10 protein-coding genes are annotated in these 15,506 nt (G+C 41.0%); all 10 read left to right on the top strand.

Features of this window, described 5'->3' with window-relative positions; genetic code table 11:
- Positions 1-10: 10 nt before the first annotated feature.
- The 10 genes from LPB86_RS10290 (at position 11) to LPB86_RS10335 (ending at position 15,400) form a co-directional block, all read left to right on the top strand.
- The gene (locus LPB86_RS10290) at positions 11-2,290 is read left to right on the top strand and encodes a redoxin domain-containing protein (protein WP_230643257.1); all 2,280 of its coding nucleotides are present in this window, start codon (positions 11-13) and stop codon (positions 2,288-2,290) included.
- Positions 2,291-2,311: 21 nt separating this feature from the next.
- A complete protein-coding gene (locus LPB86_RS10295; RefSeq protein ID WP_230643260.1) occupies positions 2,312-3,547 on the top strand; it encodes a thioredoxin family protein in 1,236 nt (411 codons plus the stop codon).
- A gap of 164 nt (positions 3,548-3,711) precedes the next feature.
- Positions 3,712-4,854, top strand: coding sequence for a FecR family protein (locus LPB86_RS10300; RefSeq protein ID WP_230643263.1), 1,143 nt, complete (start codon positions 3,712-3,714; stop codon positions 4,852-4,854).
- 121 nt (positions 4,855-4,975) lie between these two features.
- On the top strand, positions 4,976-8,524 hold the full coding sequence (locus tag LPB86_RS10305) for a SusC/RagA family TonB-linked outer membrane protein (RefSeq protein ID WP_230643266.1): 3,549 nt from the start codon (positions 4,976-4,978) through the stop codon (positions 8,522-8,524).
- Between the two features lie 14 nt (positions 8,525-8,538).
- Positions 8,539-10,029, top strand: coding sequence for a RagB/SusD family nutrient uptake outer membrane protein (locus LPB86_RS10310; protein WP_230643269.1), 1,491 nt, complete (start codon positions 8,539-8,541; stop codon positions 10,027-10,029).
- A gap of 5 nt (positions 10,030-10,034) precedes the next feature.
- Complete coding sequence (locus LPB86_RS10315; RefSeq protein ID WP_230643273.1) at positions 10,035-11,171, top strand: DUF4369 domain-containing protein; 1,137 nt, start codon at positions 10,035-10,037, stop codon at positions 11,169-11,171.
- 10 nt (positions 11,172-11,181) lie between these two features.
- Positions 11,182-12,609, top strand: coding sequence for a TlpA disulfide reductase family protein (locus tag LPB86_RS10320; RefSeq protein WP_230643275.1), 1,428 nt, complete (start codon positions 11,182-11,184; stop codon positions 12,607-12,609).
- Positions 12,610-12,636: 27 nt separating this feature from the next.
- Positions 12,637-13,476, top strand: coding sequence for a TraB/GumN family protein (locus LPB86_RS10325; protein WP_230643277.1), 840 nt, complete (start codon positions 12,637-12,639; stop codon positions 13,474-13,476).
- Between the two features lie 147 nt (positions 13,477-13,623).
- The gene (locus tag LPB86_RS10330; RefSeq protein WP_230643280.1) at positions 13,624-14,193 is read left to right on the top strand and encodes an RNA polymerase sigma-70 factor; all 570 of its coding nucleotides are present in this window, start codon (positions 13,624-13,626) and stop codon (positions 14,191-14,193) included.
- 67 nt (positions 14,194-14,260) lie between these two features.
- Positions 14,261-15,400, top strand: coding sequence for a FecR family protein (locus LPB86_RS10335; RefSeq protein ID WP_230643282.1), 1,140 nt, complete (start codon positions 14,261-14,263; stop codon positions 15,398-15,400).
- Positions 15,401-15,506 lie beyond the last annotated feature (106 nt).

Here is a 15,506-nt window from a genome sequence, read left to right on the forward strand (position 1 = left end):
AGCAAAAAAAATGAAGATATTATTTATGAGCTGCCTGATGATGGTATTCGCTTTTTCATCAAACGCAACGATACAGACTGCCCCTAAGGCAAAAAAAGTTTTTACCCTAAGGGGAACATTAAAGCAGATTAAGAAAGGGAAGGTGTTTTTAAGACTGAATGGCCAGCCTCAATTGGACAGCGCTATCCTTGACAACGGAAGATTTAGTTTTAAAGGTATACTGAAGGATGATATTGTTACGGCAATGCTGATGATGCAATTGCCGATTAGTAAGGCACAGCGTGAAGCAAATCCTTTTGCCGGAACAAGTAGCCGGTCTTTCTATCTCACCCCTGATCAGATCAGTTTATCTGGTAACCGCCTGGAAGATGTAATTTTCTCTGGAACAAAAGAAATGGAAGAGTTCAGCCTGCTGGAGCGAAAAATAGAAGAGTTTTATGCCCTAACCAGTCCGTCTAGAAAAAATTATATCCGGATTGATACTTCGGCTAATTTTCCAGGGAAAGCCGATTCTCTAGCCTATTATAATGGTCAAATGCAAAGTATAGGAAAGAAATATAAGGAGATGGAAATGAAGTTTTTCTATCAGCACCCTGCCTCTCTGCTTACTATGGCCATGATCAGGGAGAAAACTGCCATTGCTGATCCGGAAAGCGCAGCTGAAATGCAAAAGCTCATTGCTCATTTGAGCCCCAGGCTAAGAAACAGGCCAGATATGCTCGAAATCAGTAAAAGATTACAGTTGCATAGTACCCTCACTATTGGTAAGCCTGCCCTCAATTTTAGTATCCCCGACACCACAGGAACTGCAGTTTCTCTGTCTTCTTATCGTGGAAAATACGTATTGGTTGAGTTTTGGGCAAGCTGGTGCGGTCCTTGCCGTGCACAAACCCCATATCTCTTAGAAAGCTATCATACTTATAAAAACAATAATTTCGATATTCTGGGTATTTCGCTGGATAGTAGCAGGGAGAAGTGGATCAAAGCGATTAAGGAAGATAAACTTCCCTGGGCACAAGTTTCAGAACTGAAAGGATTTAAGAGTGAGATTGTATCGAAATATGGTATTGTTGGAGTTCCTTTAAATTTCCTGATCGATCCGAATGGGAAGATTGTGGCTTGCAACCTAAGGAATGAAGAACTACCGGCCAAATTAGCGGAATTGTTGAGTCCTGCAGTAAAGACTTTTACAATTAGTGGTAAATTAAATTCGATTAAGACAGGCAAAATTCATTTGTCGCAGAAAGCTTCTCTGATGGAAATGTCCAAAAATCCCAATGCTCTTTTGCGCGACAGTGCTGAAATTGTAGACGGACAATTTAGTTTTAAAGGTACGATTAAGGAAGATGTTATTCCGGTCTATCTTTCCATGCTAACACCTTCTAGTGTAAAGGAGCGCGCCGAAGATCCAATGGCAGGCCAGGCTGTTCGTTATTTTTATCTTTCTTCAGGGAATATAAAAGTAGAGGGTGACAATTTTAAGAATTTGATTTTCTCAGGAAATAAAGAAGTAGCTGCTTTCTCCAAACTTGATAGCCTGTTACAACCGGTTCAAAAAATGTCTGATGAGGCATTTCGCCAGCAGTTAAAGTTAACTATGCGAGATGAGTTTCCGGGTAAAAAGGAAGCTTTGATGGCCTGTATGGCAAAGATGGATAGTTTGAACAAAATAGAAAAGAAAATTGAATCGACATTTCTTATACAGCATCCCGACGCACTTTTAAACATTGCAATTATTAAAGAAAGGGCAGGTATGGCAGAGATTGATAATGCTGGTGATATTGGGCGTCTTGCAGCCTCTTTATCTCCTGAACTTAGGAATCGGCCAGATATGATGGCTATAAGCAAAAGAATGAATGCACTAGCATCATTGACGATAGGGAACCCTGCATTGGATTTTAGTATGCCTGACAGCACAGGGAAGTCGATTTCGGTTTCTTCGTTTCGTGGGAAATATGTACTGGTTGAATTCTGGGCAAGCTGGTGCGGGCCTTGCCGCACGCAGATTCCGCATCTGCTAAAAAGTTATGCCGCATTCAAAGATAAAAATTTTGAGATCCTGGGCGTATCGCTTGACAGCAGCAGGGAGAAGTGGTTAAAAGCAGTTCATGATGAGAAACTTCCCTGGACACAAATTTGTGAGGCAAAGGCCTTGGAGAGTAAAGTGGTTTCGATGTATGGTATCACGGGTATTCCATTGAATTTCCTTTTAGATCCCAATGGAGTTATCATTGCAAAAGATCTCAGGGATGAAAAGCTTGCTGAAAAGTTAAAAATGTTATTGAAATAACTCATTAGAACTAATAAAATCATGAAGTATTTATTTCTTATATTATTATTATTATCCGTTTTAATATCGGCAAATGCACAGGGTGTTAACTTTGATCATACACTCAACTGGGAGCAGGTAAAAGCAAAGGCAAAGGCCGAAAACAAATACATCTTTGCAGATTGTTATGGCAGCTATTGTGCTCCTTGTATAAAGATGTTGAAAGATGTTTTTCCGCGTAAAGAGATGGGTGATTTCTTTAATGATAAGTTCATCTGCCTTAAACTTCAATTAGATAGAACAAGTAAAGATGATGAATACGTGAAGATGTGGTACAATGATGTGGAGATGATTGTTAAAAAGTATGGGATGCCATCTTTACCTACATTTTTTTTCTTTTCGCCTGATGGAGAATTGGTGCATAGGGTACCTGGGATAGAAAATGCAAAAAGCCTTATTGCTAAAGCTGCTGATGCGCTTGATCCTGGCAGACAGTATTATACCATGATGGCTAATTTTGAAAAATCGACCAGAAAAGAACCTGAAATGATGATGCGACTGGCAATTGCCGCTCAGGGTGTAATGGAAAGGGAGCATGCACTGAAGTATGCGAGCCAGTATTTGGAGACTCAGAATGACCTGCTTACTAAAGAAAACATTATGTTCTTAAGCCGCTTTACTACTGCCAGAAAAGACAAAGGCTTCGAGGTTTTTCTGAATCATGGCTATCGGGTTGATGAAGTCCTGGGTAAAGGGCAGGCCGCAGAAAGGGTAAGAGGAATTATTTACACGGAGGAATTAATGCCTTTGGTTGCAAAAATAGTCACTGGTGTACCTGATTGGAAGTCCTTGCAAGCAGCTATAGCTGAAAAATATCCCCTTCATGCAGAAGCTGTGGTTGCTAAGTATAAAGTACAGTACTATCAGGGCCAACAAAACTGGAAGTGTTTTCAGGAGACTGCAACTGTTTTTATGAAAAAATATGGCAATGATTTACACCCTCAGGAATTGAACAACTTTGCATGGGCTGTTTTTGAAAACATTTCAGATAAAAATGGTATCAACCTGGCAATGGATTGGATTAATCGTTCGCCTGAAAAAGATCATAACGAATGGCTTGTGAATACCTATGCCAATTTGCTGTACAAAAGCGGTCAGGTAAAGGAGGCAATTGCTATGCAGGAAAAAGCGATTTATATTGCGGATACGAGTGTGAAGCAAGATTACCTCAGCAATTTGGAAAAGATGAAAAAAGGCCAGAAGACCTGGTTGCAATAGCAGATCACAAGGTAAATATTGGAAAGGAGACTGATCATGTAACATGATTCAGTCTCTTTTTTTTATATTTATTTTTCTCCCCATTACCCACTGCCTATGTTTGAGTTGTTCTGTATATAGTAGGGCTTAAAATACAATTAATAGTAAAAAACGAATAAATACAGATGACAGATCCGGAAGCACTCATTGCTAAATATAAAGCAGGAACTTGTACGGCACAGGAGTTAGTGCTCATTGATAAATGGCTGTTGAAAATCGATGCGGGGAATAAAAGTGATTTGAACGACGAAGATTTCGACCAGGCCAGGCAAGAGGTATGGACGCGCATTCAAAGTATGCAAGGAATTAAGACTGGTTTGATGGTTAATCCGGAAACCGGAATGAAAACTTTATGGCCAAGGCTGGCTATTGCCGCTACGGTTTTGTTTGTACTGAGCTTTGGTTTATATTTTTATCAGAAGTACAATGATCAGGGTGCCAAATTTGAAAAGCATGATATTGCGGCTGGTAAACAGGGGGCGACTTTAACTTTAGCCAATGGCAAAAAAATAAGCCTGGGAGAAGCAAAAAATGGGGCGCTGGCCAATGAGCAAGGTGTAAGTATTACAAAAACAGCAAGCGGTCAGCTGCTGTACATACTGGGCAATTCCACTAAAGCTGGAAATCATGCCAGTAACACACTAGCTACCGCTAAGGGGCAAACCTATCAGGTGCAGTTACCCGATGGCTCAAGGGTGTGGTTAAATGCGGCTTCGGAATTGAAATATCCAGTGTCTTTTGCCGGTGCAAAACAGCGAAGAATATCGCTCAGCGGGGAAGCTTATTTTGAAATTTCTAAAGATAGAACCCATCCTTTTGTGGTTAAAACAAGCCAACAGGAAGTTGAAGTACTGGGAACGCATTTTAATATTGATGGTTATGCGGATGAAGCGATGATAAAAACTACCTTATTGGAAGGAGCTGTAAGGGTATCATCCGGTATTGGTGATGAGGGTGTTGTACTTAAGCCCGGCGATCAAGCCACACTTTTTCGGGGAAAGATTGGCGTAGAAAAAGTAAATACGGAACAAGCGGTGGCCTGGCAGAATGGCTATTTTATGTTTGAACATGAAGACATCAGATCTGTGATGCGTAAAATAGCCCGATGGTATAATGTAGAAATTGTATTTGATGGCCCGCTGCCGGAAGATACATTCGGAGGAACAGTGAACCGTTTTGCGAGCGTATCACAAGTACTCAAAAAGCTGGAATTCACCGGGAAAGTTCAGTTTAAGATTGAAGGAAGGAGGATAACGGTGACGAAATAACGATCCTCGAAATAAATTATCCGGTGAAAAAAAGCCAGATGTGTTTGCTGCACAACTGGCCAGATGTCCCGGATGAGTGTAATATAATTTGCGATTCTATCAACTTAACCAAGACAAACAAATGTATAAAAATTATACCAAGAAATTGCTACGCATTATGCGCATTACCACCGTCATATTAATAGCCACCATTATGCAGGTGAGCGCTTCTGGTTTTGCCCAGAAGATTACGCTGTCTGAAAACGGGGTCACACTCAAACACCTGTTTACAGAAATCAGGAAGCAAAGTGGCTACAACTTTTTATATACAGACCAGTTGCTGGCGCAAACCAAAATGGTGACCATAAAAGTGGATCATGCAGAATTAAAGGAGGTTTTAGAAGAATTATTTAAAAATCAACCCCTAACCTATACGGTGGACGACCGAACTGTGATTGTTAAAGAAAAGCCAGTCTCCCTGCTTTCTAAAATTGCTGAGGTTTTCCAGCTACCTGTTGTTGTAGAAGGGAAGGTAACTGATACCACGGGCACGCCCATGCCCGGTGCCTTAATTCGTTCATCTAAAGGTATATTTATTACCGGACCAAGCGGGCGTTTTTCCATTAAAACAGAACTTGGCGATAACATTATTGTAAGCTTCCTCGGCTACGATGCTTATTCTTTTATTGCAAGAGAAAAGATGCCTTTTCAAAATATTCAGTTGCGCAGTTTAACAGCCCAGCTTAGCGAAGTAAAAATCCAGACCGGTTTTCAAACACTGAGCAAAGAAAGGGCTACCGGCGCCTACGCGAAACCGGATATGGAGGTTTTTAAAAACAGAACAGGAACAACCAATATCATTACACGGCTGGAAGGCCTAATACCTGGGATGACCATGGTGCCCGGACCGAGAATAACGGTTAGCAGGAATGGAAGTTCGGCAGGCAATCAAAGTATCATCCGTGGAACCAGCAGTATCTATGTTAACCCGGATCCTTTGTATGTGGTAAATAATGTGATGGTTGAGGACATCACTAATATTAATCCAGATGATGTAGCTGATATTACAGTACTAAAAGATGCCGCTGCAGTAGCAATTTGGGGTTCAAAGGCCGCAAATGGCGTAATTGTAATTACCACAAAGACGGGAGGGAAAAAGCAAAACCTTAAAATCGGTTACAACAGTTATGTCAATTTTGCCGGCAAACCAGATTTTGATTACAGGCCGGTAATGAGCAGCAGGGAATTTATTAACGCTGCGCGTGAAACCTTTAGTGCAACAGATTATCCTTTAAATACGCTGACCTATAACCTGATCGCACCGCATGAATTAATACTCTACAATCAAAATAATTTGCCACAAGCTCAGGTGAATGCAAAGCTGGATAGCCTGGCGGCGATAAATAATATGGACCAGGTAAAGCAACTGTTTTACCGGAATGCCATGAGTTCCAACCAAACCATTTCGGCTTCTGCCGGAGGTGAGGTTTACTCATTTTATGGATCATTATCTTATAATAATGTAACAAGCAACAGACCTGGCGAAAAGAATAACTTATACAGGTTTAATTTTGCCCAGGACCTGAATGTTTCAAAACGGATCAGCGTTTCTTTAAATACTACACTAACGAGCGCTAATAATAGTGGTGTTGCCAATTTGAGTATCGACAATCAGTTTTTGCCCTATCAATTGTTTGCCGATGCTAATGGTACTGCCATTTCGATGCCCTACCTAAGCGGCTGGTCTGAAACGCTGAGACGCGAATACGAACAAAGAGGACGGATCTCCTTAAACTATGTGCCCTTAGACGAACCAGGCTATAGCCGTAACAAAAGCAATAACATTGTTCTCAATTTAAATGGAAAGGTAACTGTAGACGTATGGAAAGGCTTAAGTTTTAGAGGTACGTATGGCTATTTAAAATCTCCAGGTAATAGTGAAAGCTTCAACGACATCCGATCTTTCGCTTCCAGAAAGGAACTCCTGAGTAATACGGTTTCTCCAACCATAACTTCGGTCCCTGTATATTATCTTCCTACAACTGGTGGCCGTTACAGTACATCGAACACAGATCAGCAAAACTGGACCCTGAGGAATCAACTGATTTTCCAGCACAGTTTTAGAGGTGGTAAGGACCGTTTGTCATTAGAAGGAGGACAGGATATTCAGGAACAATTTCTAAAAAGCAGATCAACAACAGTGTATGGCTACAATGAGGCGCTAATGACCTCGCAGCTTCCTGATTATGCAGCGATTAACAGGGGTATTAACCCAATCATCTATGGCAACAGGCCGCTTGAACCTGTTTCTGCCCCAATTGAAAACCTGCAACGCTTTACTTCCTGGTTTGGTTTGGCAAACTATAGTTTTGCTGGTAAATATAATATTGATGCCAGCTGGAGAATAGATCAAAGTAATTTATTTGGTAAGGATAAGTCTGCTCAAAATAAGCCGGTATGGAGTATAGGAGGTAAATGGCTGATGGCAAAGGAAAATTTCATGAAAGATATTTCCTGGTTGAATGAGCTATCGATACGTGCTACCTACGGTATTGCCGGAAATTCACCCCAGGCTGCTGCGGGTTCAAATTTTAACATCTTAGGTGCAGATTATGGTACCAATCCGGGAGGAACCAGTATCAGCGTGCAGTCGCCTTCAAATAATAAATTGATATGGGAGGCAACAAGGACCAAAAACCTTGGTCTGGATGTTTCGGTATTTAGAAACCGCCTTGGATTTAGCCTGGATATTTATGATAAACATACTACAGATCTTTTAGGTAGCTTGATTTTAAATCCTCTAAGCGGATATTCTGCGGTTGTTGGAAATATAGGGGAGTTGACCAATAAGGGGGTAGACCTTTCAATAAGATCGCTGAATGTACAATCACGCGATTTCAAATGGTCCTCAAACCTGGTTTTTAGTTATAACCGAAACAAACTGGTGGATTACGGTGTGCCAAGTCCTTATGCCAATCAGGCAGGGAGTAAAATCTATTCTTCCTATTTTGCCGGATATGGTTTGTTACCGCTGTTTGCCTACCAATATGCCGGGCTGGACAATACAGGAAGTCCTATGATCAGGCTGCAGGATGGTTCCGTTACCAAGAGCCTTTATGTTGCCCAGGGCGATGATGTAGTCTATCAGGGAACTATTATGCCGGTCTTTAACGGGGGATTCTCAAATACATTCAGTTATAAAAATCTTTCCGTTACAGCCAACATGATCTACAATATGGGGCATGTGATGAGAAGGGATGTGAATCAATTTTATACCGGAAGGTTGAGCGGTTCTGCCACTTCATTTAACGGTAACATCAGCCCTGAATTTAACAACAGATGGAAGAAGCCGGGTGACGAGGCCTTCACGGATATTCCAGCTTACGTGGCCAATATGAACGATCACTATAACAACCGGGACATGAATTATTATTTAATGGGCGATGGAAATGTTGTAGATGCGTCATATATCAAATTGAGGGACATTACCTTAAATTACGTTTTACCAAAGGAAGTTTTGAAAGCGGTCAAAATTGCTTCGGCAAGTGTATTTGTACAGGCCACAAATTTCATGGTCTGGAAAGCAAATAAGTATAATATAGATCCTGAATTTCATAACCTGTCTACAGGTGCAAGGAGTATCCCTCCGTTTAAGCACTCCTACAGCATTGGTACTAATATTACATTCTAATCTTAAAACTAGAAATGATGATTTTAAAAAACAAACTATCCATATTCGTCCTTTTCACATCACTGATTTTGCTGAGTTCCTGCAAAAAGGATTTTTTGGAGGTGATCCCAAAAGGCAAGCAAATTGCAGAAACCACGGAAGATTATAATCTGCTGATGAACAGTCCTGCACTATACCAGTATTTACAAGGCGGCGGTTGGCAGGGCCCCGTATTAATGGGTGATGAAATTGGTGCAGAACAGAATTATTTTAATTCTTCCCAACCTCTTGTGCAGCGTTTCTTTAAATGGGATGCAATTTTATATGGTCAGGTAACGGATATTGCTTCTGATTTGAGGATTTTCTTGCAGAACGTATACGCCTGTAACCTGGTTATCAATGAAGTATTGCAGGCTAAAGGAGGGACTGCGCAACAAAACCTGGCACTTCAGGCCGACGCAATGGCAACCAGGGCATGGATTTACTTTCAAATGGTTAACTTTTATACCAAACCTTATGCTGCCGCTACTGCGGGAAGTGATTTAGGTTTTCCTGTCATTACTAAAGCCGATGTTGTGGAGACTTTTTACTCAAGGGGAACTGTTCAGGAAAACTATGATTTTATCATCAATGACCTGAAAACTGCAATACCCAACCTTCCGCTGAATGCTGCTGGAAAAACGCGTATGTCTAAAGCTGCTGCCGAAGGTATCCTGGCAAAAGTATATTTATTTATGGGTAAGCCAGATCTAGCGCTACCATTGTTAAATGCCGCCTTTATCGATAATGCCAGTGCCAGTACACCAGCGATGTTGTATGATTACAACATTACATTTGCTCCCGGAGGTTCATTTTTGCCGGTCAGTGCACAAACTGGTCCGGCATCTCCGGGAAATAATTATACTGATTTTACCGAATCTGTATTGTCAAAAACTTTTTCAAACCCTTATGCCAATGGGAATAATGGTATTGTGATTACCCCGGAAACTGCCCAATTATATGGGGCAACTGATTTTAGGCTTAATTTTTACACCAACAAATATTTCGATGGTTCAATGATCCCGGGAGGCAGGCTCCGTAAATATGGGGTTTCCTACAGCAGGTTTGGTGTAACTTTATCTGAACTTTACTTGCTTCGTGCGGAATGTAAAGCGAGGTTGAACGATCTAAGTGGTGCAAAGGATGATCTTGAATTTTTGCGGAAGAAGAGAATCCGGGTTAAAGACGAGTTGGGAAATGATGTGCCGGATGCATTGGTTCCAGCTGCAGCTATGGCAGATGGCCCCACTTTGTTACGCTTTGTGATGGAAGAACGGATCCGTGAATTTGCAGCCGAAGGCTATCGGTGGTTCGACATGAGAAGACTTTCTGTAGATCTGCAATTTGCAGGAGCGGTGTTTACACATAAAATATACCCGGCATCTGGCCAGGCACAAATCATTACCCTTAAACAACCGGAAAGATTGGTTTTACAACTGCCCCCGAATATTATGGCGGCTAACCCTTCATTTAATAATAACCCTTAAAAACAATGTTTAAAAATATTAATATAATGCTCATGCTGCTGGTTTTCGGATCGGCAGCATCTGCACAGAAACAATTTATCGTCAGAGGCCAGATCAACAAAAGCCAAAGCGGATGGATAAGGCTGACTTATTTTAACATGGGAAAGAACGTGGTAGATTCTGTCCAATTTAAAAATGGTTCCTTTGAATTTAAAGGGCTAATTGAGGCCCCGGCTGATGCTACACTTGAAATTAATCCCATTTATGGCAGGCCAACTTACGAAGAGCGGATGCGCCAGGACATGCGCGAATTTTATCTGGAAGGTAGAGAAACGCTGATTAAAAGTGATTCAGGATTAAAGGCAGCGACCATCACGGCAGGAAAACAACAAAAATATTTTGAAGAGTCAGAGGCAGCTGAACTTGCTGTGGCCCGGCAGATGTGGGCCCTTAATGACCTGGGTGAAAAATACCGCACAGAAAACAACCAGACAGGTCTGGATTCTTTGAGAATAAGATCGGTAACCATCATTAAAGATAAGGAAAAGTTGGACAGCGTTTTTATTGCGACTCATCCGGATAGCTTTGTGGCCTTTCATAAGTTAAGGTTTGCTGAGGTATTGTCTAAATACAGCGATGCCACCATAGCAACTTTATTTGGTCGTTTTAGCCCTGAAATCCGAAATTCTCAGCTAGGAAAGGTTTTTGCTGCAAAAATTGAGACCGCAAAAACCCTCAAAAAAGGAATGCCGGCTCCAGGGATCAATTTGCCGGACGCGACAGGAAAAATGGTCTCGTTAAGCACCTTAAAAGGAAAGTATGTATTGTTATGCTTTTCTCCAAGCCCGGATACCAGGAATTTAGCAAGGATTTTCGGTCAGATGGTAGGGAAAAATTTTAGTATTTATAGCGTTACCATTACCAACAACATGGATTTATGGAACAGTATGCAGCATTCAGCATCTTCCCAATGGACCAGTGTGGTAGACTTTAACAAGATCGACAGTCCTACAGGTACGCTGATCAGCCCGACGGCTAAAGCATATAACCTGACTTTTGCGCTGAACTATTGCTTTTTAATAGATCCAGCCGGGATGATTGTAATGGAAAGAACGGTAATGGATCCGGCGCTCTTCTCAAAAATTCAAGATGCTATTAAATAACTATAACCCCATGAAAAAACTTTTTGTCCTACTGATTTCTCTTTTTCCGCTATGCTCTACTGCTCAAATTACGGTTAAAGTAAGTGGTAAATCAACTGCCGCCAACAACAAAACGCTTTTATTTTTTTACGAAAAGGGCCCGGGCAGGCCGTCTATAATCGATTCTTGTAAACTGAAAAATGGAACTTATAGTAAGGTGCTAACCGTAAATAAATCTGGAGTATACCTGGTTGGTTTTTCAGAAACAGATTTGAGTCCTTTTTGGGCAGATCAGAAAGCTGTAGAAATTAATTTTTCTGCAGCAGCACTTCCGGTCATTAAGGGCGATGTAAACAATGAGCTGATGGATGTATTTAACCATACGATTTCCGAATATCATGTCAAACTATCATCCAGAGACCCTAAGTTGGACAGAGCCAAAGCTGAGCAGGACTATAAAACCCAACTCTTGTCTATGGCAGAAAAATATGCCACGGTTCCTGCTGTTATCCATGTATTAAGTCAGTTTGATTTTGACAGGGATGCGAAATTTTTACAGGAAGCAGGAGCGAAGTTGCTACAGGCAAATCCTGATCATGTTGCCGTTAAAAATTATGTTTTTGACATTACGCGTTTAAATGTGGGACAGCCTGCAACTGATGTAGCTTATCTGAACACGGCCGGCGGGAAAGAATCGTTAAAAAGTGTACTTGGAAAGGCTAAATATACACTCGTTGATTTTTGGGGCACCTATTGCGTGCCTTGTCGGGCGGGCATTCCCGGTATCAAGAAGTTGTATGCGCAATATCATTCCAAAGGGCTAGAAGTGTTGGCTATCTCATTGGATACCAAGGATGATATGTGGAAGAAATCGCTAGCCGAGGAGGCCATGCCCTGGCCACAAGGCCGTACTGAGGATGGCGGACGTAGGGCAATGCTGGATTATCGCTTTAATGGAATTCCGTATTTGGCATTATTTGACCAGAATGGCAATATTGTAGCGCTGAATTTACAGCACGAAGCCCTGGAGCACAAATTAAAAGAACTCATGGGGGAGCCTGATAAGGTTAACATGGAGGTAGAGGATGAAGGTACGGCTTATCGCAGTCCGGAAGAGGAAGCAATGATCCAAAAAATTGTAACTGCCTATTCACTTCAGGACTATCAGCGTTTTTTTAAAGGACTTACTGCGGCAAATTATAAAACCACATTTCTTAAAAACTTAAATGAGCAACTGACGCTTAAAGCCTATCAGTTGTCAAAATTAGGTTGGTCTTTAGAAACTTATTACAATAATTATATCGAGGTATTACAATCCCGGAATTTATCCGAAAAGGAAAAGCTTTCGGGCATGCAATCAATTGACCGGAGGCAGATCAGCTTTTTAAGAGGGGTGTTAGGCAAAACCAGTTATCAAAAATACCTCTTGTTGAGAGATCAGAGAAAGTTATCCTATTAAGTTCCTTTTGATATATTTATGCTGATTATGAAAAGGATTTTAAGTTCAATATTGCTGCTTTTAGCAGTTCAGGGGATTGCACAAAGTAAAAAACCAGGCCAGGCCCTGCTCTGGAGGATTAGCGGAAATGGCTTGGCTAAACCCTCTTATCTCTATGGTACGATCCACATGATTTGTGAAAATGATTTTTACCTGTCCGGATCGTTAAAAGCTGCGGTAGAAGAGGTAGACGGACTTGTCTTTGAACTAAATTTAGCAGATTCGGTCTTAAATAAAAAAATACAGCGGCTGATGTATTCTCCCGTTTCTTTGCGCAAGAGGTTAAGTCCTGAAAATTACCACTTACTGGATTCACTTATGCAGGTTAAGGCTTCCGTTCCATTACAGCAGTTTGAGTATATGAACCTGATGGCCATCAGCAGTTTTCTGTCTTCCAGAATGATGGCCTGTGGGCAGCCTAAATCTTATGAAGCTTCGCTTTTGGCTCTGGCCAGGGCGAAGCATAAAACCATCGCTGGATTGGAGTCTCCAGAAGAGCAGTTGGTTTTTTTTAACAAGGCAATTACAGACAGTGTGTTGATAAGTCAAATGCTGGATACGGAGAAAAGTGAAATTTTGTTACAAAAGATGGTAGACCTGTATAAGCAGGAGGACATAGAGGCTTTAAACTCAATTGTCGACGACCAGAATGCGAAAAAATGGATGCTGGATGTCCGTAATGCAAATTGGATAAAAGTGATGCCTGGATTAATGAAAAAGGAAAGCACCTTGTTTGTAGTTGGCGCAGGACATCTTGGTGCTGAAATGGGTTTAATTAAAAGCCTGAGCAAGCTTGGATATTTGCTGGAGCCGGTTAAAAGAGATTAGTTATCATGGTAAATTTACCATTGAGGCTGCTACGGCACTCAATATACGCTAATTTACTTAGCGTTCTAAGATCTTTACATCAAAATTCTCCAAATTTTAACTAATATTGGCGTTTGATTTTGGTATATTTAGATTTCTCTAAGCAAAATGGCCGCATATAGTACGTATACAGATGTAGAGTTAACATCCTTATTAAAGGTTGGTGACCAGGCCGCATTTAATGAAATCCATAAGCGTTATTATGCGCTTTTGTATAACCATGCCTTCAAAAGATTACCATATAGGGAAGAGGTAAAGGATATTCTTCAGGAATTATTTGCTTTTTTATGGAATAACAGAGCGTCTTTGATACTTACTTCAGGACTTGCGGCCTATTTATATTCCTCTGTTCGTAACCGGGTAATTAATGTTTTTACGAAGCAAAAAGTACGGACAGCTTATGCGGCCTCTTTACAAGATTATTTAGTTGCCGGCGAAAATGTAACGGACTGGAGGCTGCGAGAAAAAGAGCTTGCTGCGTTAATAGAGCGGGAAATCACGGCTTTACCACCCCAAATGAGGCGTGTATTTGAGTTGAGCAGGAATGAACATTTATCGCACAATGAAATAGCGACGTTGTTAAATACCAGTCCGCTAACGGTAAGAAAGCAGGTGCAAAATGCACTTAAAATCCTTCGCTCAAAATTAGGGGCAAATTTATTTTTAACTTTTTTTTAGTTTCCGATACTCCATCCCCGCCTGTGATTTGTCTATTGAGTAATAGGGGTTATTAAATCCTTTTATAATGGAAAAACAAGAGGCAGAAAGACTATTAGAACGTTACATCGCAGGTACAGCAAGCCCAGAGGAAAATGCCTGGGTTGAAACCTGGTATGCTCGTTTTGAAGATAAAGTTAGCAATGTAGCTCAGGAGCAGATTGCTGCGGACGAATTGGAAAGCTGGGAGAAATTAGTACAGGATATTAAAAGAAAGCCAGTTATAAAATTGTGGCCAGGACTGGTAGCTGCTGCGTCTGTTGTTTTGGTCATCGGAATAGGGTTATTTTTCCTAAACAGGCAGCCCGTAGAAAGTGTGGTCATTGCACAGGGTAGTGATGTAAAACCCGGATTAAATGGTGCCTTTTTAAAGCTGGCCAATGGAAAAAGAATCAGTTTAAATTCTAGCGCGAATGGTAAGCTGGCTATAGAGTCTGGCATCACCATCACCAAAACCAAAGATGGGGAACTTGTTTACACTTTAGCAGAAGATCAGCATACAGCAAATATTGGAGGATACAACACTATAGAGACTCCGGCTGGTGGACAATATCAGTTGAAACTTCCTGATGGCACCAACATTTGGTTGAATGCCTCTTCGTCTTTAAAATACCCTGTTAGTTTTGCTGCTTTAAAAGAAAGAAAAATAGAGTTGGTAGGTGAAGCTTTTTTTGAAGTTAAGCATAATGCCGCTCAGCCCTTTCGCGTAGTGAGTAAGGGGCAGCTTGTAGAAGATATTGGCACTACCTTTAATATCAACAGTTATGGAGATGAGCTAACTGTGAGCACAACGCTGATAGAAGGAGCGGCCAGAGTGTCCCTTTCAGGAAATACGGCGTATTCCAAATTACTAAAACCAGGACAGCAGTCTATTGCTACGCTTAATTCGTTATCTGTGAGGGAGGTAAATACAGATAACGTTATAGCCTGGAAAAATGGCATGTTTATGTTTTACGATGAACCACTTGTAAAAGCGATGCGAAAAATATCCAGATGGTACGGTGTTAAAGTGATTTTTGAAGATCCGGTCCTGGAACAGTTATCTACCTACGGAACCATAAGTAAATTTAATTCTTTAAGTAAAGTGCTTCAAATGATGGCAAAGGCCGGCTCAATACGATTTGAAGTCAAAGAAAAAACCATTACCATCATAAAATCAACCAATTAATAATCAACTAAAACCAAACCACATGAAAATTCTCAAAGAAAAAACGTAGGCAAGCCCAAAGGTTTCTTGTATAAAAAAAGGAGTGCGCTAACACCCCTTTTCTAAA

Origin of the sequence: Pedobacter sp. MC2016-14, from assembly GCF_020991475.1 — a bacterium.
Lineage (GTDB): Bacteria > Bacteroidota > Bacteroidia > Sphingobacteriales > Sphingobacteriaceae > Pedobacter.

Bases quoted from the DNA above. Each gene is read 5' to 3' on its own strand.
- LPB86_RS10305 (WP_230643266.1), top strand. From the start codon at position 4,976: ATGTATAAAAATTATACCAAGAAATTGCTACGCATTATGCGCATTACC.
- LPB86_RS10330 (WP_230643280.1), top strand. From the start codon at position 13,624: ATGGCCGCATATAGTACGTATACAGATGTAGAGTTAACATCCTTATTA.
- LPB86_RS10320 (WP_230643275.1), top strand. From the start codon at position 11,182: ATGAAAAAACTTTTTGTCCTACTGATTTCTCTTTTTCCGCTATGCTCT.
- LPB86_RS10315 (WP_230643273.1), top strand. From the start codon at position 10,035: ATGTTTAAAAATATTAATATAATGCTCATGCTGCTGGTTTTCGGATCG.
- LPB86_RS10295 (WP_230643260.1), top strand. From the start codon at position 2,312: ATGAAGTATTTATTTCTTATATTATTATTATTATCCGTTTTAATATCG.
- LPB86_RS10290 (WP_230643257.1), top strand. From the start codon at position 11: ATGAAGATATTATTTATGAGCTGCCTGATGATGGTATTCGCTTTTTCA.
- LPB86_RS10310 (WP_230643269.1), top strand. From the start codon at position 8,539: ATGATGATTTTAAAAAACAAACTATCCATATTCGTCCTTTTCACATCA.
- LPB86_RS10325 (WP_230643277.1), top strand. From the start codon at position 12,637: ATGAAAAGGATTTTAAGTTCAATATTGCTGCTTTTAGCAGTTCAGGGG.
- LPB86_RS10300 (WP_230643263.1), top strand. From the start codon at position 3,712: ATGACAGATCCGGAAGCACTCATTGCTAAATATAAAGCAGGAACTTGT.
- LPB86_RS10335 (WP_230643282.1), top strand. From the start codon at position 14,261: ATGGAAAAACAAGAGGCAGAAAGACTATTAGAACGTTACATCGCAGGT.